Origin of the sequence: Mesorhizobium salmacidum (SeqCode) (assembly GCF_037179605.1) — a bacterium.
GTDB lineage: Bacteria > Pseudomonadota > Alphaproteobacteria > Rhizobiales > Rhizobiaceae > Mesorhizobium > Mesorhizobium salmacidum.
In genome coordinates this window covers 20,799-43,397 of record NZ_JAPYKS010000025.1, presented here as the reverse complement: position 1 = coordinate 43,397, position 22,599 = coordinate 20,799, and the positions used below count along the sequence as shown (strand labels likewise).

General features: G+C 63.8%; 16 protein-coding genes, 1 tRNA gene and 3 pseudogenes. 14 read left to right on the top strand and 6 right to left on the bottom strand.

Going from position 1 to position 22,599, the window contains the following annotated elements; translation table 11 throughout:
* Positions 1 to 454 precede the first annotated feature (454 nt).
* The 3 genes from O7A60_RS26440 to O7A60_RS26430 form a co-directional block, all read right to left on the bottom strand.
* The gene (locus O7A60_RS26440; protein ID WP_337108688.1) at positions 455 to 1,567 is read right to left on the bottom strand and encodes an omptin family outer membrane protease; all 1,113 of its coding nucleotides are present in this window, start codon (positions 1,565 to 1,567) and stop codon (positions 455 to 457) included.
* Positions 1,568 to 2,431: 864 nt separating this feature from the next.
* Positions 2,432 to 2,508, bottom strand: a tRNA-Arg gene (locus O7A60_RS26435).
* Positions 2,509 to 2,678: 170 nt separating this feature from the next.
* A complete protein-coding gene (locus O7A60_RS26430; RefSeq protein ID WP_337108687.1) occupies positions 2,679 to 3,908 on the bottom strand; it encodes a cytochrome P450 family protein in 1,230 nt (409 codons plus the stop codon).
* Positions 3,909 to 3,926: 18 nt separating this feature from the next.
* Between O7A60_RS26430 and O7A60_RS26425 the strand changes: the two are divergent.
* Both O7A60_RS26425 and O7A60_RS26420 read left to right on the top strand, forming a co-directional pair.
* Positions 3,927 to 4,088: pseudogene (locus tag O7A60_RS26425) on the top strand (ISNCY family transposase); the annotation flags it as partial.
* Between the two features lie 774 nt (positions 4,089 to 4,862).
* Positions 4,863 to 5,200, top strand: a pseudogene (locus tag O7A60_RS26420) (ISNCY family transposase); the annotation flags it as partial.
* 1,295 nt (positions 5,201 to 6,495) lie between these two features.
* Here O7A60_RS26420 and O7A60_RS26415 read toward each other — a convergent pair.
* A complete protein-coding gene (locus tag O7A60_RS26415) occupies positions 6,496 to 6,885 on the bottom strand; it encodes a transposase (protein ID WP_337108686.1) in 390 nt (129 codons plus the stop codon).
* Between O7A60_RS26415 and O7A60_RS26410 the strand changes: the two genes are divergently transcribed.
* The 9 genes and pseudogenes from O7A60_RS26410 (at position 6,838) to fni (ending at position 16,836) form a co-directional block, all read left to right on the top strand.
* The gene (locus O7A60_RS26410; RefSeq protein ID WP_337108685.1) at positions 6,838 to 8,040 is read left to right on the top strand and encodes a cytochrome P450; all 1,203 of its coding nucleotides are present in this window, start codon (positions 6,838 to 6,840) and stop codon (positions 8,038 to 8,040) included. The two genes, O7A60_RS26415 and O7A60_RS26410, sit on opposite strands and share 48 nt — an antisense overlap.
* Before the next feature lie 94 nt (positions 8,041 to 8,134).
* Positions 8,135 to 9,427: a cytochrome P450 gene (locus tag O7A60_RS26405; RefSeq protein WP_337108684.1), complete on the top strand. Its 1,293-nt coding sequence runs from the start codon at positions 8,135 to 8,137 to the stop codon at positions 9,425 to 9,427.
* A gap of 1 nt (position 9,428) precedes the next feature.
* Complete coding sequence (locus O7A60_RS26400) at positions 9,429 to 9,740, top strand: ferredoxin (protein WP_337108683.1); 312 nt, start codon at positions 9,429 to 9,431, stop codon at positions 9,738 to 9,740.
* The gene (locus O7A60_RS26395) at positions 9,727 to 10,563 is read left to right on the top strand and encodes an SDR family oxidoreductase (RefSeq protein WP_337108682.1); all 837 of its coding nucleotides are present in this window, start codon (positions 9,727 to 9,729) and stop codon (positions 10,561 to 10,563) included. The genes O7A60_RS26400 and O7A60_RS26395 overlap by 14 nt, the downstream gene beginning before the upstream one ends.
* Positions 10,563 to 11,906, top strand: coding sequence for a cytochrome P450 (locus O7A60_RS26390; protein ID WP_337108681.1), 1,344 nt, complete (start codon positions 10,563 to 10,565; stop codon positions 11,904 to 11,906). Before O7A60_RS26395 ends, O7A60_RS26390 begins: the two co-directional genes overlap by 1 nt.
* Positions 11,907 to 12,048: 142 nt before the next feature.
* Complete coding sequence (locus O7A60_RS26385; protein ID WP_337108680.1) at positions 12,049 to 13,056, top strand: polyprenyl synthetase family protein; 1,008 nt, start codon at positions 12,049 to 12,051, stop codon at positions 13,054 to 13,056.
* Between the two features lie 217 nt (positions 13,057 to 13,273).
* A complete protein-coding gene (locus O7A60_RS26380; protein ID WP_337108679.1) occupies positions 13,274 to 14,824 on the top strand; it encodes a hypothetical protein in 1,551 nt (516 codons plus the stop codon).
* A pseudogene (locus O7A60_RS26375) lies at positions 14,821 to 15,693 on the top strand (terpene synthase family protein); the annotation flags it as partial. The gene O7A60_RS26380 and the pseudogene O7A60_RS26375, both read left to right, overlap by 4 nt.
* Positions 15,694 to 15,786: 93 nt before the next feature.
* Complete coding sequence (gene fni / locus O7A60_RS26370) at positions 15,787 to 16,836, top strand: type 2 isopentenyl-diphosphate Delta-isomerase (protein WP_337108704.1); 1,050 nt, start codon at positions 15,787 to 15,789, stop codon at positions 16,834 to 16,836.
* A 211-nt stretch (positions 16,837 to 17,047) separates the two neighbouring features.
* Here fni and O7A60_RS26365 read toward each other — a convergent pair whose 3' ends face one another.
* A complete protein-coding gene (locus tag O7A60_RS26365) occupies positions 17,048 to 17,881 on the bottom strand; it encodes a serine protease (RefSeq protein ID WP_337108678.1) in 834 nt (277 codons plus the stop codon).
* Between the two features lie 121 nt (positions 17,882 to 18,002).
* Between O7A60_RS26365 and O7A60_RS26360 the strand changes: the two genes are divergently transcribed.
* Entirely contained in the window at positions 18,003 to 18,179 is a 177-nt protein-coding gene (locus O7A60_RS26360; protein WP_337108677.1) for a hypothetical protein, read from the top strand.
* A 427-nt stretch (positions 18,180 to 18,606) separates the two neighbouring features.
* On the opposite strand, the gene O7A60_RS26355 is transcribed toward O7A60_RS26360, so the two are convergent.
* Complete coding sequence (locus O7A60_RS26355; protein ID WP_337108676.1) at positions 18,607 to 18,867, bottom strand: hypothetical protein; 261 nt, start codon at positions 18,865 to 18,867, stop codon at positions 18,607 to 18,609.
* A gap of 922 nt (positions 18,868 to 19,789) precedes the next feature.
* On the opposite strand from O7A60_RS26355, the gene O7A60_RS26350 reads away from it, so the two are divergent.
* Both O7A60_RS26350 and O7A60_RS26345 read left to right on the top strand, forming a co-directional pair.
* Entirely contained in the window at positions 19,790 to 20,503 is a 714-nt protein-coding gene (locus O7A60_RS26350) for a DsbA family protein (protein WP_337108675.1), read from the top strand.
* A gap of 1,140 nt (positions 20,504 to 21,643) precedes the next feature.
* Complete coding sequence (locus O7A60_RS26345; protein WP_337108674.1) at positions 21,644 to 22,597, top strand: DUF1403 family protein; 954 nt, start codon at positions 21,644 to 21,646, stop codon at positions 22,595 to 22,597.
* The last annotated feature ends 2 nt before the right edge of the window (positions 22,598 to 22,599 follow it).

The following is a 22,599-nucleotide window of genomic DNA, read 5'->3' as shown; positions in this document are numbered from 1 at the left end:
TGAACGTCGTCGGGAATTCCAATCATGGCCCATTCTCACCGCGGGCGGGCGCGAGAGCCATTAGACTCGATACGGACCAATTCGGTCGCCCGGCAAGGATGACGACTTCGTCATCCCGCGATGAAAGGCGAAAATGGCCATCGTCGTCCTTCCCACCAACATGGCCGGTTAGGTACCAGCGTCCATCTCGGCGAATTTTTCTGCGCTTTCTCAGGAGCGTCGAGGTATCCCGTGAACCATGCCAGGGGGCTTTGAGAGAACCTCAACAGGAACCCTGCCAAGGTATCCGTCCCCCGCCGGTGCCCCACCCGGCATGGCCATACCCATGGACATCTAACCTGAATGCAAGATATGGCAGCTCCTTCTTGCCTTCGCGCTCCAATGCGAATGTCCATCGACTGCAAGACGCACTCTCGCTGACCGGCCGAAGTTGCGATATCAGCTTCCGAAGGATTCAAAACTTGAACTTGAAGCCGACCGATGTGGTGACGGCGTAGAAGTCCATGCCAGCTGCGCCCTTGTGGAGCCGAGCGCCTTTGGCACCGGACGCCGTCACGTCGCCTCTCTCTCGGAGGTAGCTGTCCACGTCGGCCGCGAGAAAGATGCTGACGCTCTCAGTCACTTGATAATTGGCCTTGGCGCCGAGCGAGATGAAGTCGATCGAGCTGAAGCGATCTTCGAATAGAAGTCCCCTCAACCAATGGTAGTCGTCAGCCTCGGGATTGACCATCCGGCCGCCACGAAGCAACCCCGACAAGGTCCAGTCACCGAGCTTCGTCGTTATCTCCGCGCCAAGGAATACGCCCGGAAAACGCTGCTCGTAGGTGATGCCGGGTTCGCCGGGCGGGAACGACCTGTGCCGGTTACGGAAGCCATCATAGCTGTAGACTCCCAAACCTCCGTAAGCAGTCCACTTGATGTTGGTGTATTTAAAGCCGCCATGCAGATTGAGGGTCGTGGCATTGCCGATCGGGAAGTCGTGGCCGACTGCGATGTCGATATTGATGTAGCGGTTGAGCCTGGTGTCGGGATGCACCGACAGATCCCACCAACGGTCCCAATTAAAGTTCACGTTGTCCGGAGGCTTCTTAAACTTCAAATCAACCCAATCGTAATCCTCCATGTAGCTGTTGCCCGACAAAGCAGTCATAGCGCTAGCCGAGATCGTCCAACGGTTATCCATCTCAGCCTTGAAGCCGGTGGTCAGAACCGGCGCCTGCGTTTCCCAGATCAGTTGGCTGATATGATGGCCTGCCTCGTCCAAGATGAGCTCGTTGGCTTTGAGCCAAGTATACCCGACACCGCCGAGAAATATGATGCCGTCGTCAGGCGCAGCGTAAATTGTCTGATCAGCAGCCATGGCACTTGTCGAGGACGTGCAGAAAGCAACAAGACCGATCAAGATTGCGCGGCTGTTTTCTGCGAGCTGTGCAGTGCATGTGCGATAGAAGCGGCGGCCAACTGCGACGAGCAGGGACCGGGAAGCGGTGTAAGACATCGTAAAGGCAAGCACGGCTTTTTGCGTTATCCGTATTTCCTCGTTGGCATCGCAGTTGTGGGGTGTCACTGGGCTTCCTCGTTGCTAAAATGAATGCGATTGGACGCTGTGAGCAGAGCCGTGCCCCTCGCGACAAGGTCACAAAAGCTTGCTTCCGTTGCCACAGGGGAATGCAGCGATCGGCATCCTGCTCGGGGCAACGCTATGCTTCAGTGCGCCTGACCTGTTGATGCTCTCCCTTCCCGCAGGCCCCACCCATCATAGATCGTGCCAACGTAAGCTCCCTTTGAAAACAAGGGATGACCGTCAGAGGCGGTGTCTGACAGCCGACATTGTCGGATATCGGACAGGGGCATCAAGGAGGCGGTCTCCCGCGGCCAGAGCTCCCCTTTGGGACACCGCTGGCATGAGACCTTAGCTGCCTTCCCGACTTTTGACGAAGTCGACACGTGGTCGAGCTTTCCCGCAACCTCCGCTCGGGAGAAGGCGCGCACATCCCGGATTTCCTAGTCAGGCGCGAACGCCGGCACACGTTTGTCGACGCGGGATCTGGGGTCGGGACACCCTCGGCTCGAAAACGCCGCCAGCGAGCGCGGTTGCGAATACGAGGCAGCGTGTGGGCATTTCGACAGCGATCTCCTGCCGGCGTGAGCGGCCTTCGAACTCAGGATAGCGATGGCCGCCGACGCTGGCGGATCACACCGCGGTACGGCAACATTGATGGAGAATTTTTGTTGCGATAGCACGCCAATCAGCGCCCTGATGACCGTGGCCGAAGCGAAAGGAGAGGTGGCAGGTCGGCGGGCTGGGGCTGGGCCGCAAGCATTCACCAAGATTCAGGGATTCTCGGTTCGCCGGGGTGGCTGGTCTCGCACGAGGGAGGCGAGCATCCCGGGTTACGCACGCAGTCGACACTAAGTAACTCTCAAATTATGGCGATCCCGACAGGATTCGAACCTGTGACCATCGGCTTAGAAGGCCGGTGCTCTGTCCAGCTGAGCTACGGGACCGTCGGCCGGCCCACGGGCCGGCTGAAATACTTGGCACTGGCCGCAGTCAATGCGTCCAGGGCGCCTACGCCGAAAAGGAAGGGCTTGCCCTCAGTGTCGAGGAACCGAAAGAGACCAAGCGCCGCCAGATTTCCTATGCGGAGAATTTCGGCTGTGACCGCAGGACGTTTCTAAACTGCCGGGCGGAAGGTGACCGGCAGGCGCTGCGGGCAGCGAATAACGTAAGACGGCATATAGACGACATCCTCCGCGGCGATGGTCAGCGCAAGATCCTCCAGCCGCCCGAACAGCGCGGGGAAGGCGCAGCCCAATTCCAGGCGCGCCAGCGCGGCGCCCATGCAGACATGCGGCCCCTCGCCGAAGGACAGGTGCGGGTTGTGCCCCCGGGTGACATCGAATCTGTCGGCGCCGGGACCGAAGGCCTTTTCGTCCCGGTTGGCCGCATGGAACACCATCAGGACGGCGTCGCCGCGGCGGACCCTGCATCCGTCGATCTCCACGTCCTGGGTGGCATAGCGGAACGGCAGATTGGCCACTGCGCTGCCCCAGCGCAGGATCTCCTCGATCGCCTGTGACCACGGAACTTTGCCGCTGCGCACCAGGTGCAGTTGCTGCGGATGTGTAAGTAATGCCAGCACGCCATTGCCAATGACGCCGCTAGTGGTCACGAAGCCCGCGGAGAGAACCATGAACAGCATGTCGATGAGCTCGGTGTCGGAAACGATCTCGCCGTTGTCGCGCGCGACGATCAGGGCCGAAGCCAGATCGTCGCCGGGCTGGCCCCGCTTGAGCGCGATCAGGCGACGGAAGAACTCCGGGATGCGCTGCCGCGTCTGTCGCACCTCTGCGGCTGTGGCTGAGGTGTTGGCCAGGCTGTAGGTGAGCTCGACGATCTCCTCGCGCTGTTCCTCCGGCAAACCGAAAAGTTCGGCGATTACGATGGTGGGCAGGGGAACGGCGAACTCGCACATCAGATCGGCACTGCCGCCGCGCTGCGCCATCTCGGCCAGGAGCCGATCGACGCATTGTTCGATCCGTGGCGCCAGCAAGGCCATACGAGTGGGCGCGAAGCTCCTGGACAGCAGGCCACGCAAGCGCCGGTGATCGGCGCCATGCGCCGTGACCATGTTGTCCACTTTGCACATCCCGATCAGCGGATGATCCTCGGGAATCTGGCCGTCCTGCAGCGCCCGCCACTGTCGCCAGTCCCTGTTGAAACGCTGGTCGGAAAGTACCCGCCTGAGCGTCTGGTGACCGCCTGCCGCCCAGGTTACCACATCGCCTGGCAGCGACACTCGCGCCATTCCCCCCTGCTGCAGAATCGCAGAAGACAGAATCTCAAGTTGCTTGGGAGCGACCGACACACCGATCACATCGCGATGATGGTTTTCTACGCGCATGCCAACAACTCCTTTTCCATCGCACTGTGGCAGCTCCAGGTCCATTACTATCGGCCGTTGGTCGAACGCATCATCCGACAAGCCGAGCGGCGCGTGCTGGACGGCGAGCCGGTACCGGCCGGCGAGAAGTTGGTCATCCTGTTCGAAGACCATGCCGCTATCGTCGTCAACGGCAGCCGTCTCGGAAAACGTATCATGGCTATGAATATGCAATTGGCATGCCACCAAAAGGCTTGTGAGCAGCGACCCTAAATCGGAGGTATCGCCCCGGCCGGCTTGATCCTAACCCTTGGGATGTCTGGATCTGAACTTGAACACAGATTGTCGTCAATCGGACGCGGAATTGGGCGTGTGAGAGCGGGGCTGAGCAACAGGCGATCGCGGGGCCGTCGAGTTGCGCAGCCGTGTGTTGCTGTTAGCGTGGCTACATGCGGCCGCAGGTGTGATCCGAGCGCAGAATGCTGGCGCCGCTCGCTGCATCCGGCGACCCATCTAGCGATCACTGATCGAGCGTGATCGAGTTTCAGACTGAGAGTATCTCGTTCGCTCGCTCGTCCCGCTGCGGCCGTTCAAGGCTTCGCAGATTCCGTTCTGCATCGGCTTTGGATCGAAGGTGCTGCCCTCCTGCCGTCCAGGCGAGCATGGCGTTCGAGATGGACCCGGTGCCGTGGTCCGCCGGAAATCAGATTGCGTCTCGCCCCGACTTGGCAAGCCAGACGGATGAAAGACGAAGCCTCTATCCTTCTCTTGAAGCTGCTGCTATGTCCTTAGCTAGTTTCCGTCCATGAACGGCAAAGTTTGAGCGAGTCGTAGCTTTGCGCAAGCAAGGCCCGGCGGCTTCAGGTAGTTTTGCATCATGCCTCTGATTCCAAATCCCTGCCCACGCCGGAGCCGACAACGCGTCAAGAACGCACCGTCTAAGTCAGCTTACTCGATCTTTTCGCCGCGCCCGAGATCGGTCGCGAGTTGAAGCGATGTCGCGATGGCTGGATGAGCATCGCGATTAGCTTGGCTTGATGGCTCGCGATTTGGTGCGGGTCGGGGGTCAAGGCCACCGGGCGGCGGGGCCCGCCCGGTGAAGCAGTTGCGCTACGCTGCGCTCTGCTGAATCGGCAACTGAGCTACCAGGAGTTGGCCTTCCACCTCAAGGATTCAGCCTCGTTCGCGCGCCTTTGCCGGCTCCGTTGTCCTGGAGCCCGCAGAAGTCGGTGCTGCAAAAGACGATCAGCGCTATCCGGTCTGAGACTTGGGCGCAGATCAATCGGATACTGCTGTCGGGTGCCCGGCAGGCGACGCGCCGATCCTTGCGGTGGAGAGGGCTGTGCACGGACCAGGACCGCTTTTGAGATCCTCACGAGGAACCCAAAAGAACGGTTTCACCTCTACATCGCGCCGATGGCAAAGCCGTTGACGGGCAGGCTGTGACGTCCTTCTCGTCGGCGATAGCGTCGACCCGAACAGCGCGAGCCCGTCGGAAAGTTCGATAGGGAAGGGGATGCCGTCCTGCATGGCTCGCCGCCGGCACGAAGGCCCCGCGGGACGGGTGGCATCGAACTCTGTCCGGGCGGCCATAGCGGGCCAGCAAGGCACGAAGCGATCAGCAAGAATTGTCGCCCGCGCCGAGCTCAGGCAACCGCAAAGCGAAGGTGCAGCAGCTTGCCGGTCGCGTCTTCGATGTAGACGAGCAGCGTCGGCCCCTGATAGCCGGGAGTTTTGCCGCGGGGGTCCGCTAGGTGCGTGTCCGCTTCCCTCGGGTACGTCACGAGCCGTGGTAACCGGTCGAGCGCGATGCACGTGCTTGGAGACCATCTTGTCTACCATCTTGTCCGGTGCTTGGAGCGGGCGATTTGTCGGCTCTCGACGCAAGGGGACCTTTGCTGGTTCCCGCTGATGCCGGGCACTGCCTGTGCCTCGGATGTATTCGGTCCGTCCATTTTGTAAGGAATTCGACAAACCAACGTTACCCGCTCACCTCGAGACGTGATGGAATTCAACAAGAACCGACTGCTGCGCCCCTGGCATGGCTCTTGCTCTTACAGCTGTGACATTACACGCCAACTACAGGTAGCTATCTCAGTACGGCGAAACGACAGTCCCATCCCCCATACACGAGAATATCCATGACACGCGCCCTTGCAGCAGCAGCTTTCCTCCTCACGGCTTTGGCCTCAGCCCAAGCCGCATCAAATGTTAGTTCGCCTTCGAACACCTGGAACAGGCAGCCGGGACACACATTGAACCGTTCGCCGTGCAGGCCTCGCTATGTGCCGTGCTTGACGCATTATATCCCTTGGTGCGAGCCGGACCCAGATGGTCCCGCGGCCGACCGCGATCATGCCCCAGGGGGGTCTCTAATCGCCTCTGTCAATGCGCTCCTTTCTCGCAATTGATGCAGCGCGTGCCGGGCTCAGAGTTCTCTCCGGGGTCGATCGCAAGCGTCGTCGCGTGTTTGCGTCGGAACGGGTGGGTCGAAGTGGTGTTCGCGGGTTCCGTTGGCCCGCATGCCAGGGTGCAAGCTCATCCGCGCGGCGTCCCGGCAGGACACCTCTCGGGAAAAGGAGTTGGGGTAGGACGGCGAAGCTCGTCCTCAGGCTGCAGCATCCGCGTAGCGGAACGGCTCCTTCGTCTTGCACATTCCGTGCAGGATGACGGCGAAGTTGCGCGCCACCGCGACCTTTGCCTTCTTGGAGCCGGCGCCCTTGAAGCCGTTCAGAGAAGAGAAGCCGATCTGTCGCGTGAGGATAACATTGGAGGCTTCATATTGGAGGGTTCGCGTGAGCTCGTCGCCGGGCTTCGAAACGTGGACCTTTCGAGTGACCACGCCGGATTCATAGCGCTTGGACGCGAGACCGAGATGGGCGCCGGCAATGGAGGATCGACGAAAGCGGGAAGCATCGTCGCAGGTAGAGGCAGAGAGTGAAGCGCCACCATGTCCGAACAACCCTTGCCGACTTTGCCGATGTGGCGCGTAGATCACATCGAGCCCTCGCCCGAGATGTTGGCGCTACGCGCCAATGGCCCGATCCACCGCGTGCGCTTCCCGTCCGGGCACGAAGGCTGGTGGGTGACAGGCTACGACGAGGCCAAGGCAGTGCTGTCCGACGCGGCGTTCCGGCCCGCGGGAATGCCGCCGGCGGGATTCACCCCGGATTCGGTGATTCTCGGTTCGCCGGGGTGGCTGGTCTCACACGAGGGGGGCGAGCATGCCCGGTTACGCTCGATCGTGGCGCCGGCCTTCAGCAACCGCAGGATGAAGCTGCTCGCGAAGAAGGTCGAGGCGATCGCCGCGCAGTTGTTCGAGACGCTGGCGGCCCAGCCCCAGCCCGCCGACCTGCGGCGCCATCTCTCCTTTCCGCTTCCGGCCATGGTCATCAGTGCACTGATGGGCGTGCTCTACGAGGATCACGCCTTTTTCGCCGGGCTGTCCGACGAGGTGATGACGCACCAGCATGAAAGCGGCCCGCGTAGCGCGTCGCGCCTGGCCTGGGAAGAACTGCGCGCCTACATTCGCGGCAAGATACGGGAGAAGCGTCAGGATCCGGGCGACAACCTGCTGACGGATTTGCTTGCGGCGGTCGACCAGGGCAAAGCGACCGAGGAAGAGGCGATCGGCCTGGCGGCGGGCATGCTGGTGGCCGGGCACGAGAGCACTCTCGCGCAGATCGAATTCGGCCTGCTGGCCATGTTCCGCCATCCGCAACAGCGCGAACGCCTGGTCGGCGATCCATCCCTGGTGGACAAGGCGGTGGAGGAAATCATGCGCATGTACCCGCCGGGTGCGGGCTGGGACGGCATCATGCGCTATCCGAGGACCGACGTGACCATCGCAGGCGTCCATATTCCCGCGGAGAGCAAGGTGCTGGTCGGCCTGCCGGCGACGTCGTTTGATCCGCGCCATTTCGACGACCCGGAAATCTTCGACATCGGACGCGACGAAACTCCGCACCTGGCGTTCTCCCACGGGCCGCACAACTGCATCGGCATGGCACTGGCCAGGCTGGAGCTCAAGGCGGTGTTCGGTTCGATCTTCCAGCGCCTTCCCGCGCTGCGCCTGGCCGTCGCCCCCGAAGAACTAAAGTTGCGCAAGCAGATCATCACTGGCGGGTTCGAGGAGTTCCCGGTGCTCTGGTGATGCCCGGACGCCGCGGGGAATTGCGATCTTCTCCACAATTTGCCGGCGCGCCTGGCGCGCGCCGGTCAGATCAGCCAGCCAACAGGTAACCAAGATGGACGTGCAAGAAACCACGGTGGCATGCCGGGACGCCTTCGCCGAACTGGCGTCGCCAGCGTGCATCCACGACCCGTATCCGTTCATGCGGTGGTTGCGCGAGCACGATCCGGTGCATCGCGCGGCGTCGGGCCTCTTTTTGTTGAGCCGCCACGCCGACATCTGCTGGGCGCTCAAGGCCGCGGGCGATGCGTTTCGGGGACCGGCGCCAGGCGAACTGGCGCGTTATTTCCCGCGTGCGGCGACCAGCCTGTCGCTGAAGCTACTGGCGTCCACGCTAGCGATGAAGGAACCACCGACGCATACACGTCTGCGCCGGCTGATCTCGCGCGATTTCACCATGCTCCAGATCGACAACCTGCGGCCGAGCATCGCGCGCATCGTCGCAGCGCGCCTGGACGGCATGGCGCCCGCGCTGGAGCGAGGGGAGGCGGTGGACCTGCATCAGGAATTCGCGCTGGCCTTGCCTATGCTGGTCTTCGCCGAATTGTTCGGCATGCCCCAGGACGACATGTTCGGGTTCGCCGCAGGGATCGGCGCCATTCTGGAAGGCCTGAGGCCGCACGCCAGCGATCCCCAACTCGCCGCCGCGGACGAGGCCAGCGCCACGGTGCAGGCCTACTTCGGCAACCTCGTAGAGCGCAAGCGCACCGATCCCCGCCACGACATCGTGTCGACGCTGGTCGGCGCCCACGACCACGACACCGACACGCTGTCGGATGCGGAATTGATCAGCATGCTGTGGGGCATGCTGCTGGGCGGCTTCGCCACCACTGCTGCCACCATCGACCATGCGGTCCTGGCGATGCTGGCGTATCCCGAACAGCGGCACTGGCTGCAGGGAGGTGCCGTGGGGGTGGAGGCATTCGTCGAAGAGGTCCTGCGCTGCGACGCGCCCGCCATGTTCAGCTCCATTCCACGTATCGCCCAGCGCGACATCGAACTGGGCGGCGTGGTGATCCCGAAGAACGCGGACGTGCGCGTGCTGATCGCGGCCGGCAATCGCGACCCGGACGCCTTCACCGATCCGGACCGCTTCGATCCCGCGCGGTTCTACGGCACCAGTCCGGGCATGTCGACCGAGGGGAAGATCATGCTAAGCTTCGGCCACGGCATCCACTTCTGCCTCGGTGCGCAACTGGCCCGGGTGCAGTTGGCCGAGAGCCTGCCGCGGATCCAGGCGCGCTTCCCCACACTGGCATTGGCCGAGCAGCCGACCCGGGAGCCCTCCGCGTTCCTTAGGACATTTCGCGCGCTGCCGGTGCGGCTGAATGCGCAGGCGGGGGGCTGAGATGCGCGTCGTGGTCGACCAGGATCTGTGCGGAACCACCGGGCAGTGCGTGCTGACACTGCCGGGCACCTTTCGCCAGCGCGAACCGGACGGCGTGGCCGAAGTGTGCGTGGCGACCGTCCCGCAGGCGCTGCACGCCGCCGTGCGGCTCGCGGCCAGCCAGTGCCCGGTCGCCGCCATTCGGGTCATCGAAAGCGACGCTGGCAATAACGAGCGCGCCAGCACCAAGCCTGCGCCTCTGCCTCTGGCGGAGGCCGAGCGGCCTGCCGCGGAAGATCAACGCAATCCAGGAGGACCCGATGGGACGGTTTGACGGCAAGGTGGCCGTGGTGACCGGCGCCGGCGCCGGCATCGGCAAGGCGTGCGCCCTCGCCATCGCGCGCGAGGGCGGCAGAGTGGTGGTGGCCGACATTGATGGTTCGGCGGCCATCGCCTGCACCGCGCAAATCGCGGCCGAAGCGGGCCACGCGCTGGAGCTGGCCATGGACATTGCAGATGCGCAGGCGGTGGCAGCGCTGTTCGAGACGGCGGAGCGGCACTTCGGTGGGGTCGACCTGCTGGTGAACAACGCGAGCGCCATGCATCTGACCCCGCGCGACCGCGCGGTCCTCGACCTGGACCTGGCGGTCTGGGATCAGACCATGGCGACCAATCTGCGCGGCACCCTGCTCTGCTGCCGGCAGGCCATCCCACGGATGATCGCCCGCGGCGGTGGCGCAATCGTCAACATGTCGTCATGCCAGGGGCTCAGCGGTGACACCGCGCAGACGTCCTACGCCGCGTCGAAGGCGGCGATGAACATGCTGTCGGCCTCGCTCGCCACCCAGTACGGCCATGCGCAGATCCGCTGCAACGCCGTTGCGCCGGGTCTCATCATGACCGAGCGTCTCCTCGCCAAGCTGGACGAATGCATGCAACGGCATCTGCACCGCCACCAGCTCCTGCCGCGCGTCGGCCGCCCCGAGGACGTGGCCGCGCTGGTGACGTTCCTGCTCTCCGACGCTGCTGCGTTCATCACCGGCCAGGTCGTGTGCATCGACGGCGGCATGCTGGCGCATGTGCCGACATACGCCGATGGCGGCAACAGCCCCGACGCGCGGGCTGCCGGCGACACTGTCGAAGCGGCGTGCTGCTGATGAACATGCTGCTCAACCCGCTGAACCGTCGGCACCGGCTGCGGTACGACATCCCGGTCGTGCCCGGCGCCTTCCCCCTGGTCGGGCATCTTCCCGCCATTGCCTGCGACCTGCCGCGCCTGCTGCGGCGCGCGGAACGGACGCTGGGCAGTCACTTCTGGCTGAATTTCGGCCCTGCCGGACACCTGATGACCTGCATGGATCCTGATGCGTTCGCACTGCTCCGGCACAAGGACGTGTCCTCGGCGCTGATCGAAGAGATCGTGCCCGAATTGCTTGGTGGAACGTTGGTCGCCCAGGACGGCGGCGCGCACCGGCAGGCGCGCGATGCGATCAAGGCGGCGTTCCTTCCCAAGGGGCTGACCCAGTCTGGCATCGGCGACCTGTTCGCGCCCGTCATCCTGGCGCGGGTGCAGGCGTGGCGCCACCGCCGCGAGGTGATCATCCTGCCGGAAACCGGCGACCTGATGCTCAAGCTCATCTTCAGCCTCATGGGAATCCCCGCGCAGGACCTGCCGGGATGGCATCGCAAGTATCGGCAACTGCTGCAGCTGGTCGTCGCGCCCCCGGTTGACCTGCCCGGACTGCCCTTGCGACGCGGTCGCGCCGCCCGCGACTGGATCGACGCGCAGTTGCGCCAGTTCGTCCGCGACGCGCGCGCGCATGCCGCGCGCACCGGGGTGATCAACGACATGGTGAGCGCCTTCGATGGCAGTGACGGTGCGCTTTGTGATGACGTCCTGGTCGCCAATATCCGCGTGCTGCTGCTTGCCGGTCACGACACCACCGCCTCGACGATGGCCTGGTTGGTGATCGAGCTGGCGCGGCGGCCTGTGCTGTGGGACGCCCTGGTCGACGAGGCGCAACGCGTGGGCGCGGTGCCGACCCGGCACGCGGACCTGGCGCAGTGTCCGGTCGCCGAGGCGCTGTTCCGCGAGACGCTGCGCGTGCATCCGGCGATCACGCTCCTGCCGCGCCGCGCGCTGCAGGAATTGCAACTCGGCCAGCGGCGCATTCCCGCGGGCACCGATCTATGCATCCCGCTGCTGCATTTCTCGACCTCGGCGCTGCTGCACGAGGCGCCTGATCAGTTCCGCCTGGAGCGGTGGCTGCAACGCACGGAGCCGATCCAGCCGGTGGACATGCTGCAGTTCGGTACCGGCCCCCACGTCTGCATCGGCTACCACCTGGTATGGCTGGAAATGGTGCAGTTCTGCATCGCCTTGGCGCTAACCATGCACAAGGCTGGGGTGCGTCCGCGGTTGCTGAGCGGCGTCGAAAAAGGCCGGCGCTATTACCCGACCGCACATCCGTCCATGAAAACCCGCATTGGATTCTCATGAGCTGGCATCGCATGCCCCGTGTGGCGAGGCAGCGGCGCCAGCGACGCACGGCATTGCTGCACCTTGCGCGCGCTCGGTGCGACCCCGGCAACACCACGGCGGCTGCCGCTCGCCGTGGCCGTCCCCTGTCAGGTACAAGGACATGAACAACGTGCAGACCGGTTCCACGCTACATGACGACCGAACTGGCGTTTCCGCGCTCGGCAGATTCGGTGCGCAGGCGTCCGGCGCATCCGGCAGGCTGCTGCCGGAGATATGGACGCAGGACGGCGCAAAGCGCATCGAACAGGCGCTGGCGCGTCTTCTCTGCGCCGAAGAGGACGGTGGGACCGAACTGATGGCGGCGATGCGCTACGCCACCTTGCATGGCGGGAAGCGCACCCGCGCCTTGCTCTGTCTGGCTGCCGGCGCACTGGTCGACACGCCGGCGCAAATGCTCGACGACGTAGGCGCCGCCATCGAGATGATGCACGCCTGTACCCTGGTTCACGACGACCTGCCCGCGATGGATGACGACGTGCTTCGCCGCGGCCTTCCAACCGTGCACGTCAAGTTCGGCGAAGCCACTGCGATCCTGGTCGGCGATGCGCTGCAGGCGCACGCTTTCCTAACCCTGGCGAGCCTGGATGCGCCGGGCGACAACCGTATCGCGCTCGTGCGCGAACTGGCGCAGGCGGTGTCCGCCGAGGGTGCCGCAGGCGGGCAGGCCATGGATTTGTCGCTGGTCGGAAAGCACGTCGAGCTGGACACGATCGTGGCGATGCACCGGATGAAGAGCGGAGCGCTAGTGCGCGCGTCCGTCCGCATGGGCGCGCTATGCGCCATCGCGGAAGATGCCGCACACGCTGCGCTGTACTGTGCGCTCGATCGCTATGGCGCCTGTTTCGGGCTGGCGTTGCAGGTGGTCGACGACATTCTCGACGCGACAGCGGACGCCGCGACGCTGGGCAAGACCCCCGGCAAGGACGCGGCCGCCCAGAAGCCGACCTGCGCGTCGATCATGGGACTGCAGGCAGCGCGGCAGTTCGCGCTTGATTTGTTGCACGACGCCGGCGAGGCCATCGTCCCGCTGGGGCCGCGTGCGGAACGGTTGGCGCAGATGCTGCAGCGGGCCAATGCGTATCTGTTGAAGCACGCGCCATGCGCATGAGCGCGCTCATCCGCTTGGAGTCGCCGCTGTGCCGCTGCGATCGGCTGACGGCAGCGGTGGATGCTGCTGCACCGTGTTCGAGTCCGCGGCGCCGATTGCAGCAGGTGGGCAGCACGGCCACGGCCCACGCGGCGCGTTACGCGCAGCAACCCTATGCGGCGGACCGGCGTCTGCCCGATCCTGGTTCTCGTCAACCGGCTGCAGAAGGAACGTCCGCGTGAACGCGCTGTCCGAACAGATCCTTTCCGAATTGCGCCACCTGCTGAGCGAGATGGGCGACGGCGGCGGCGTCGGTCCGTCCGTCTACGACACGGCGCGAGCTCTGCAGTTCCACGGCAACGTCACCGGTCGGCAGGACGCATACGCGTGGCTCATTGCGCAGCAACAGGCCGATGGCGGATGGGGAAGCGCGGACTTCCCGCTGTTTCGCCATGCGCCCACGTGGGCGGCGTTGCTGGCATTGCAACGTGCCGATCCTCTTCCCGGCGCTGCCGATGCAGTCCAGGCTGCAACCCGATTCCTCGAGCGCCAGCCCGATCCCTATGCGCATGCGGTGCCGGAAGACGCGCCGATCGGCGCGGAGCTGATCCTGCCACAGTTGTGCGGCGAGGCCGCATCCTTGCTGGGCGGCGTGGCGTTTCCGCGCCACGCGGCGCTGTTGCCGTTGCGGCAAGCGCGCATGGTCAAGCTGGGGGCGGTGGCGACCTTGCCGAGCGGCCATCCGTTGCTGCACTCCTGGGAAGCCTGGGGGACCTCGCCGACCACCGCATGCCCGGATGACGACGGCAGCATCGGCATCAGTCCGGCGGCCACCGCCGCGTGGCGTGCGCACGCCGTGACACAGGGGAGCACGCCGCAGGTCGGGCGCGCCGACGCGTATCTCCAGGCGGCATCGCGGGCGACCCGCACCGGGATCGAAGGTGTCGTTCCCGGTGTCTGGCCGATCAATGTGTTCGAGCCGTGCTGGTCGCTGTACACCCTGCATCTGGCCGGGCTGTTCGCGCATCCCGCGCTCGCCGAGGCGGTGCGCGTCATCGTCGCTCAGCTCGACACTCGCCTGGGCGTGCGCGGTCTGGGCCCGTCCTTGCACTTCGCGGCCGATGCTGACGACACCGCCGTTGCGTTGGGCGTCCTGCGCCTTGCGGGCCGCGACCCGGCGGTCGATGCATTGCGCCAATTCGAAACCGGCGAGCTATTCGTCACCTTCCCCGACGAGCGCAATGCCTCGGTGTCGACCAACATCCATGCCCTGCATGCGTTGCGACTGTTGGGAAAGCCCTCTGGCGGCACCAGCGCCTACGTCGAGGCCAATCGCAACGCGCACGGTCTATGGGACAACGAAAAATGGCACGTTTCGTGGCTGTATCCCACCGCGCATGCGGTCGCTGCGCTTGCGCAAGGCAAGCCCCGGTGGCGCGACGAGCGCGCGCTGTCGGCACTGCTGCAGGCGCAGCGCGACGACGGCGGCTGGGGCGCCGGTCGCGCGTCCACATTCGAGGAAACCGCCTATGCGCTGTTCGCGTTGCACGTGATGGACGGGGGCGAAGAGCGGACAGGGCGCCGGCGCATTGCGCAGGCGGGGGCGCGTGCGCTGAAGTGGATGCTGGCCCGCCATGCGGCGCATGTATTGCCGCGGACGCCGCTGTGGATCGGCAAGGAACTGTATTGCCCCACCCGGGTGGTGCGCGTGGCCGAACTCGCCGGGTTGTGGCTGGCGCTCCGTTGGGGGCGGCGCGTCCTGGCCGAGGGAGCAGGAACGGCGCCATGATCCAGACCGAACGCGCTCTGCAGCAGGTGCTGGAGTGGGGGCATCCCCTGACCGGGTTCGCCGACGAGCATGCCGTAGAAGCGGTCACGGGCGGCCAGTACATCCTGCAGCGCATCCACCCGAGCCTGCGCGACACCAGCGCCCGCACCGGCCGCGATCCGCGGGACGAAACGCTGATCGTGGCGTTTTATCGCGAATTGGCGCTGCTGTTCTGGCTTGACGACTGCAACGACCGGGGCCTGATCGCGCAGGAGCAGCTCACCGCCGTGGAGCAGGCGCTGGGGAAGGGGGTGCCGTGCGCGCTGCCCGGATTCGAGAGCTGCGCTGTCCTGCGCGATTCGCTGGCCGCGCTCGCATACGATCGTCGCGACTATGCTCAGCTTCTCGACGATACCCGGTCTTACTGTGCGGCGCTGCGCGCCGGACAGGCGCAGGCGGCAGGGGCGGAACGCTGGTCCTACGCCGAGTACCTGCACAACGGCATCGATTCGATCGCCTACGCGAACGTGCTCTGTTGCCTGTCGTTGCTGTGGGGGCTGGACATGGCGACCTTGCGCGCGCGTCCCGCGTTTCGCCAGGTCCTGCGGCTCATCTCCGCGATAGGGCGCCTGCAGAACGATCTGCATGGACGCGACAAAGACAGGTCGGCCGGCGAGGCCGACAACGCGGCGATCCTGCTGCTGCAGCGCTACCCGGCCATGCCTGTGCTGGAGTTCCTCAACGACGAGCTGGCCGGCCAAACGCGCATGCTGCACCAGGTCATGGCGGAAGAACGCTTTCCCGAGCCATGGGGAGCGTTGATCGAGGCCATGACGGGCATCCGCGCGCAGTACTATCAGACCTCGACGAGCCGCTACCGCAGCGACGCTGCGGGGGAGGCTAGCGTGCGCCGGCCTGAACGCGCGGGAGGCGGCGGTGTGCGCGCGCTGCCGTCGGTCCCCGATTCGACGGATGGAGCCAGCATGAGCGACACCGCCCTGAGCCGGCGCAAGGAGGACCATTTGGACATCGCGCTGGATCAGCGAACGGCGCGGGCCACGGTCGCCGCCGGCTGGGAGTATATCCGTTTCGAACACTGCGCATTGCCCGAGTTGGACCTGACGCAGATCGATCTGCGCGCTTCGCTGCTGGGCAAGACCATGCGTGCGCCGCTGCTGATCAGCTCCATGACCGGCGGCATGCCACGCGCGGAGGCCATCAACCGGCATCTGAGCGAGGCAGCGCAAGCCTTGGGCATCGCCATGTGCGTCGGTTCGCAGCGCGTGAGCCTGCAATCCCGCGACTCCCGGGGGCTGACGCACGCGGTGCGCCGTCTGGCCCCAGACATTCCCTTGCTGGCCAATATCGGCGCCGCGCAACTGCGGGAGACCGACGGCCTGGACCTGGCGTGCCGGGCGGTGGATGCGCTGGAGGCCGATGGGCTAATCGTCCATCTCAATCCGCTACAGGAAGCGGTACAGCCGGAGGGCGACCGCGACTGGCGCGGCATCCTGGCGCAGATCGCTCGCGCCGCGCGCAGTGTGGGCGTGCCGATCGTGGCCAAGGAAGTGGGGTCGGCCCTGTCCGCCTCGGTGGCCTGTGCGCTCGTCGAGGCGGGCGTGACGGTGATCGATGTCGCCGGCGCTGGCGGCACCAGTTGGGCCGCGGTGGAGGGCGAGCGTACCCGCGGTGCCGCCGACCGTGCAGTGGCGATGGCGTTCGCCGATTGGGGGATTCCGACCCCGGCCAGCGTGAAGGCGGTACGTCGGGCGCTGCCAACTGTGAAGCTGATCGCGTCGGGCGGGATCCGCGACGGCGTCGACGTGGCCAAGGCCATCCGCCTGGGCGCGGACATCGCGGGGCAAGCGGCCGGCGTGCTGAGCGCGGCGACAGTGTCCACCGAGGCGGTCGTCGCGCATTTCGAGATCATCATCCGCCAGTTGGCCGTTGCCTGCTTCTGCACCGGCTCGGCCGATCTGGCGGCGTTGCGTCAGGCCCGCTTGTTGTCCTCGGCGCATCTGCCCGCCGGTTGATGCTGGCGTCGCCCGCCCGTGGCGGCGGGCACCCTATCGCTGGCCGAGTTGCTGGACGATTTCGGCCTGGCGCAAGACGACGCGGGGGGCGAGCGATTTGGCCGATTCGCTTCCACAACTGGCCAACACCGAAGGCGCGGTCGGGATGCTGACCGGCAGCTAGACGCGGCAACGCGAACTTTCCATCCTGCACGCATCCCGACTCGCCGCCTCAGTCACCGAATCTTGACATCACATTCATAATCCACTCGCGCTCAGACGACACGCGCGTATACACACCGTACTTCAGGGCCCGTCCGCAACCATCTCCAAAGGATACAATTCCAACCAAGATGGCGTTCTCTGGGTTATTGCCTTTGGTCAGAGGACCTCCACTGTCCCCTTGGCAAGCATCGGTCCCGCCGCTGGCACTTCCGGCGCAGATCATCCCAGCAAGGATCTCCCCATTATATGCCTCCGGACCATTGCACGTTTCGTTGTCTACGTACGGGACGGTTCCCTTTAGGAGCTGGTTTGATGGTTCTCCGTCGTCTGATTCTTTGCTTTCTTGCGTGTCTCCCCAACCCGTCACAGTAAGCTTCTCGCCAATAGCAATTTGCGTACTGGCGGTAGCAAGGGGGATGACTGCTGCGGGTCGCGTACTGTCCACCCGCACCAGCGCCACGTCATGTTCATATGTCTTCGGGTCATAGTCTTCGTGAACAACAAAATTCGTTGCCTCGATCGAAACGCCATCATAGTAATTGTCAGCGCCTGCCTTGACCTGGACCTTTACGTCCTCTGTTTCATCCGCCAAACAGTGCGCCGCTGTGACGATCCAATTCGCTGCGATCGCCGATCCACCGCACTGGAAACTCCCGTCAAGATAGAGTGCGACCTGCCAAGGATGCTGTCGGATCTTGGTCGGCTCGCCACCCACGATTTTCTTACTAAAAAAAGCCGTGGTCTCCGGCGGTGACTCGCCCGTTAGATCTCGACCATGGGCGTGTTGTCCCCCAACAAGGATAGCGAGCGCGCACAGGGTAGGACGGGTGATTGGTCGCATCAGTTTTCCTCTTACTATTTGGCTTTCATATGTACGGCCGAGTGCCGTACGGGCAGGCTGAAATACTACATACGCCCTCCTGCTTGCCATCCCGGCACTTCGGCCGGGACCAGCACAACTCATGCCGGATCTCCTGTCGCGCATGCACAAGGGACTATATTTGAGTGCCTTCAGCTTTGGCGGCTGCAGCTACGAGCATGGCGTCACCCATCACAGCCTCGCCTCGGGCTTTCAACGTCTCGCCGGCATTGCGAATGTCGCGTTCCTCTTTCGCATCACGATTCGCAGCAAAGGTTGATCACCTGCGTAGCTGATCGACGGCCTGACTCAGCAACTGGACACCGCGCTCTATTTGGCGCAGGTCCAAACCTGCGTAGCCGATCACCAATCCAACGTAGTCCGGCGACCCCTCGGAAGACGCCAATGCCAATCTTCCGTGCTTTCTCGATGAGCTTGAACATCTTCTCCGCGACAGGTGCCGAGCCCATGTCGATCGAAGTCGACAGATATTCACTGTCGTAGTCGTCCTCGATGACTTGAAGCCCAGACCGCCGCCTCACCGCGCGCCAATGCCGAAGCCAACTTCTCGCACCTTGAGGCCTTGGTCGGTGCAAAACGCCTTCAGAAGTTTTGGGCTTGCGCATAAGCGGGGCGATCTCCTCCTATTCCTCGTCCGTCAAATCGGATGAGCACACCATTTCAAGTCATGCGGTTTCTCCGCTTCCTCACAGGAAAGGCGCACCGAGAACAGGGCACACCTCGATACAAGCGTCGGCAGCCTTCAACATTCGTTCGCTCGGATTGAATCCTGGGAGCATTTGCCCGAGGATCATAGCATTAAGGAACAGCGAGCCACCTAGACGCGGATGGGTCGTGTGCCCTATCGCCAAACTAAGATTTGAAGGGCGACCACCATAGCGGAATGCAATACTGCGTGCGTTTGAAACGCCAGCTAAACCACGCTTCTTTTTTCCTTCCGCGCTCATGTCTGTTTTTCTTTCTATTTATCTGTCGTCAAAATTGCGCAATAAAGTACTGCGCCACCGTAACCGATGGCGTATGCTTGCGGCTCATTGTCTTCATGTTGCGACCAAGGCTGTTGCCACCCTTGCGCGACTTTTGTGGGTCTTGTTTCCCTCTCAGAGGGGGTACAGGGGTCCAAGGGAGGAGCGCATCGCTTCTCTTGCGCATTGGGCGCAGTCACCCTCGTTCCGTGTTGCCACCTCTCAACTTACAAAGACCGTGCCAGCACCTCAGCGCCCAGCAAGCGCGATTTGCCGTCAAAACCTCCACAGTGCCCAGAGGTGTTGTAGTGAACCTGACATTTTGTCTGTCGCTGTCAGCTTTTGGACACGCGGTCACGCAGCTTCGCGCCGCCGGAAAAGGCGTGGCCAGCGCCCAACGTCGTGTGAAACATCGACGCCAGGCGCCGCGGTGTCGCCGCACGCCAGAGCGTCCTGAACGAGACGTACAAGCTTGATCCGGGAACTCGAGCCGAAATCGAGGTTTTGGCTTGGTTATGGGGCGCCGTGCCGCTGTTTGCGCCGCCAACCGATGAATGAGCGGACAGGGCAGGGTGGCGGGGATCCCGCCGCCGGTCCCGTCGCCCGTCGCCGAGTTGAATGTGCGGGTATTCGCCGGCGAGTGCTGGAATCCGCAAAAGCGCGGCGCGAGAGGCCCTTATGAATCCCGGAAACCTGCCGATCGCAATTGGCACGGAGCTTGCTGCGACCTTGGGAGCAACCTTCGACCGGAGCGCAGCGACCGGAGATGCCGGGGAGGGAGGAGCCCACCTCGATTCAGGAGACAGTATGTTGATTTTTGTGACCTGCAAACAGAAGCGCGAGTCCCGCGGCCCGCAACCCCTCTTTGCTGCCCTGCCGTTCACTGTTGGTTGGAGCCAGATCCATGCCTGAACCAAGAGCCGCCAGTACCGTTGTTTTAATCCTGGCCCTGCTTCTTGTCGGGCTTGCAGCGCAATCTCATCCGCCTGTTCCAGACTTCCTGCGCCAGCGCGAAAACCGTCGCCTGCTCGAGGCGGATTGGCCGAAGCTCATTCCGGAGCGGCGCGACGCACTCTTCAACGATCCCTCTGCGCCAACTGCTGGCAACCCGAATGGTGACGTCCCTCTGGTGATGTTTTTGGACTACAATTGTCCGCACTGCCGGGCGGGAGACCCTATCATCCAGCAAGCCCTCAAGAACGATCCCAAGCTGAAGGTTGTCTACAAAGAGTATCCGGGCAATGCACCGGGTTCCAAATTCGCCGCCGTGGCGGCGCTCGCCTCCCGCAAACAGGGAAAATATGAGCCGTTTCATCACGCCCTTATGGCTGCTCGCGGCCAGGTCAGCGAATTCTCCATTTTGACTATCGCACGACAGGTGGGCCTGGACGTTGAGAAGCTCAAGCGGGACATGGAAGATCCCGCCATCGAAGACACCCTCCAGCGCAATCGCACGCTTGCCACGGAACTGTACATCACCGGCACGCCGGCCTTGGTTCTCGGCGAGGAAGTGATCGAAGGGGTGCCCGAAATTTCCACGTTGGAAAGCTTAATCGCCAAAGCGCGGGAAAAGCTAAGCGTCGATACCGTGCCGGATCACCACTTCGCCATTTTTTGACAGTGGTGACGGCCGGCGCATCCCGTTCTGTGGACATGGGTGCTCTCGCCGGGCCAGATCGCTTATGTGGCCCGGCAACGCGGTAGTGGGCGCACCACGCCGTTCCATCGGCAGCGTGCATCCCGCATTCAGCGGCGCTTTCCTCAAAGTCTTCGAACGGGACCGCACAGCTCGGGCGCGATACCCAGCCGAAGCGCTCGGCTAGCTCGCTAGCGTCATGCGGCAGGCTTGCCTCTTTCTCGAGGTTGACCGCGATGCGCAGAGCGTCGTCCGGAGTTCCGGTCCATACAATGTTTGTCGACCTTACTGAAAAGGTTCCCTTCGGCAGGATCCAGCCAAAGCCCGCTTTCACCAGATCACGCAGTTCATGATCAGTTCTCTAAAAGCGCAGGCGATTATCTGGTTCACAAACCCAAAGCAAATAGGAATATATGCCTGACAGGCCGGAGTGGAATTTTGTACGCATTCGGACATGCCATTGCGAACAGGTCCGCTTAGGAACATGCTCAACCTTCACCGGCTCATGCCCCCAAAAGCCGGTCCGGCCCGGCCTGCGGGATGATCCTGTGTCACACGATGAGCAGGCCGGGCGTCCTTTGTGCGTGGTGCAGATGACTGACAATTTCGGTCACGCCTTCGAGATGAAAATGGCCCTTGCGGCGATTGGGATCATCCTGGTTGTCATGGGCATTTTCTGAAGGACGCTAGTCCCGTACAAGTCAGGCGCTATCCAGCCCGTAGGTTCGGCTATCCGGGCCAAAGCATTTCAGCCCCGAAGAATGCGGCAATCCCCAGTGCCGCCAATGCCACAGCCAGGACCACTGCGGCCTCGATCGGGCCGCCGCCATTACCTTTGTCCGTCATTTGGATCATCCCCAACGCACGCCAGCAAATCATGCATGGCGCGGGCCTTGTCGTCGGCAATGGCCAAAGCGCAGGGCTGTGAGGCTGTTGGTGTCACTGGCCCAACTCATCGTGCAAGGAAACGGTAGTTCAAGTGCATTCGCACACTCCCATTAAGCTGCACACGCTATGCGAATGATAAGGCAACATTATCGTTCGTTTTATGCGTACGACAGCCTGTGCGTTTTGATGCGAAATCCGTCGCCAAAAGCGCACGGCCACGTTACCCTCAAAATCATGATTCGTCTCGATCCCGCGACCGCCAGCTCCTCCGCGCCGCCCACCGTTCCGGCTTGGGCGCTCGCAAGCGCTGGCACCCAGAGCGACGGTGACGCCGCCTTCCGGGCCGGCGCCGCGCTGGCTTCGCTCGACACGCTTGCTCGCGCGCAGCCTGCCTGGGCCGGCGCCTGGCGCCAGCGGCTGGCGCTAAAATGCGCCGCCGCCAGCATGCGGCTCGCCGGCCGCGCCGAGGACGAGGCCGCCCTGCGCGACGCCTGGCAGCTTTGCCCGGCCGGCGCCGATCCCGGCCCCGCCGGCGTCATTTTTGCCGCCTGGCGGCAGCTGGCCGGGCAGCCGCTCGTCGTCAGGGCAGAACGGCTCGAAAAAATCGTCGACCAGCTTGGCCTTCACTGGGACGGCGCGGCGCTCACCGACCTCTGCACGGAGATCGAAAAGCTGGCCGAATCCCAGCGGCCGGCGCCGTTCGCCGCCGCGGCGATCGCCGCCCGCGTCGTCGCCTTGCGCCCCGATGCCGAGCTGTTGGCCTGGTGGCTCGCCGATCTGGTGCTGGCGCAAAGTTTTCGGTGGCCGCGACCGCTGCCGCTGTTGATGACGCAGGTTTTTGGCGCGGCGTTTCGCGCCGAAGGCGGCGGCAGGAGAAGAAAACCGGGCGAAAAGAATTTTGAGCGGGCGGTCTGCGTTGCGCTGGTTCAAGCGGCGGCGGAGGCCTGCCGGCTGGCCGGCGAGTTGTCGCGCCGTGCCGAAAAGCTCCTGGCGGTTGCGCCAAAACTGCGCGCGAAAGGCGCCGGCGACGTGATTGTTTTGCTCCTGAATGAAGACGCCGTTTCCGGCTCGCTGGTGACAAAGAACCTGTCGCGCTTTGCGGCGCGGCGGCTGTTCGAGCGCCTGCAGCAGCTCGAGGCCGTGCGCGAGCTGTCTGGCCGCACCAGCTTCCGGCTGTTTGGGCTGTAGCG

What these genes read in the sequence shown, in the direction of transcription:
- O7A60_RS26430 (WP_337108687.1), bottom strand. Translation starts at nt 3,908, where the DNA reads ATGCGCGTAGAAAACCATCATCGCGATGTGATCGGTGTGTCGGTCGCT.
- O7A60_RS26410 (WP_337108685.1), top strand. Translation starts at nt 6,838, where the DNA reads ATGTCCGAACAACCCTTGCCGACTTTGCCGATGTGGCGCGTAGATCAC.
- O7A60_RS26405 (WP_337108684.1), top strand. Translation starts at nt 8,135, where the DNA reads ATGGACGTGCAAGAAACCACGGTGGCATGCCGGGACGCCTTCGCCGAA.
- O7A60_RS26400 (WP_337108683.1), top strand. Translation starts at nt 9,429, where the DNA reads ATGCGCGTCGTGGTCGACCAGGATCTGTGCGGAACCACCGGGCAGTGC.
- O7A60_RS26395 (WP_337108682.1), top strand. Translation starts at nt 9,727, where the DNA reads ATGGGACGGTTTGACGGCAAGGTGGCCGTGGTGACCGGCGCCGGCGCC.
- O7A60_RS26390 (WP_337108681.1), top strand. Translation starts at nt 10,563, where the DNA reads ATGAACATGCTGCTCAACCCGCTGAACCGTCGGCACCGGCTGCGGTAC.
- O7A60_RS26385 (WP_337108680.1), top strand. Translation starts at nt 12,049, where the DNA reads ATGAACAACGTGCAGACCGGTTCCACGCTACATGACGACCGAACTGGC.
- fni (WP_337108704.1), top strand. Translation starts at nt 15,787, where the DNA reads ATGAGCGACACCGCCCTGAGCCGGCGCAAGGAGGACCATTTGGACATC.
- O7A60_RS26365 (WP_337108678.1), bottom strand. Translation starts at nt 17,881, where the DNA reads ATGCGACCAATCACCCGTCCTACCCTGTGCGCGCTCGCTATCCTTGTT.
- O7A60_RS26360 (WP_337108677.1), top strand. Translation starts at nt 18,003, where the DNA reads ATGCCGGATCTCCTGTCGCGCATGCACAAGGGACTATATTTGAGTGCC.
- O7A60_RS26355 (WP_337108676.1), bottom strand. Translation starts at nt 18,867, where the DNA reads ATGAGCGCGGAAGGAAAAAAGAAGCGTGGTTTAGCTGGCGTTTCAAAC.
- O7A60_RS26350 (WP_337108675.1), top strand. Translation starts at nt 19,790, where the DNA reads ATGCCTGAACCAAGAGCCGCCAGTACCGTTGTTTTAATCCTGGCCCTG.
- O7A60_RS26345 (WP_337108674.1), top strand. Translation starts at nt 21,644, where the DNA reads ATGATTCGTCTCGATCCCGCGACCGCCAGCTCCTCCGCGCCGCCCACC.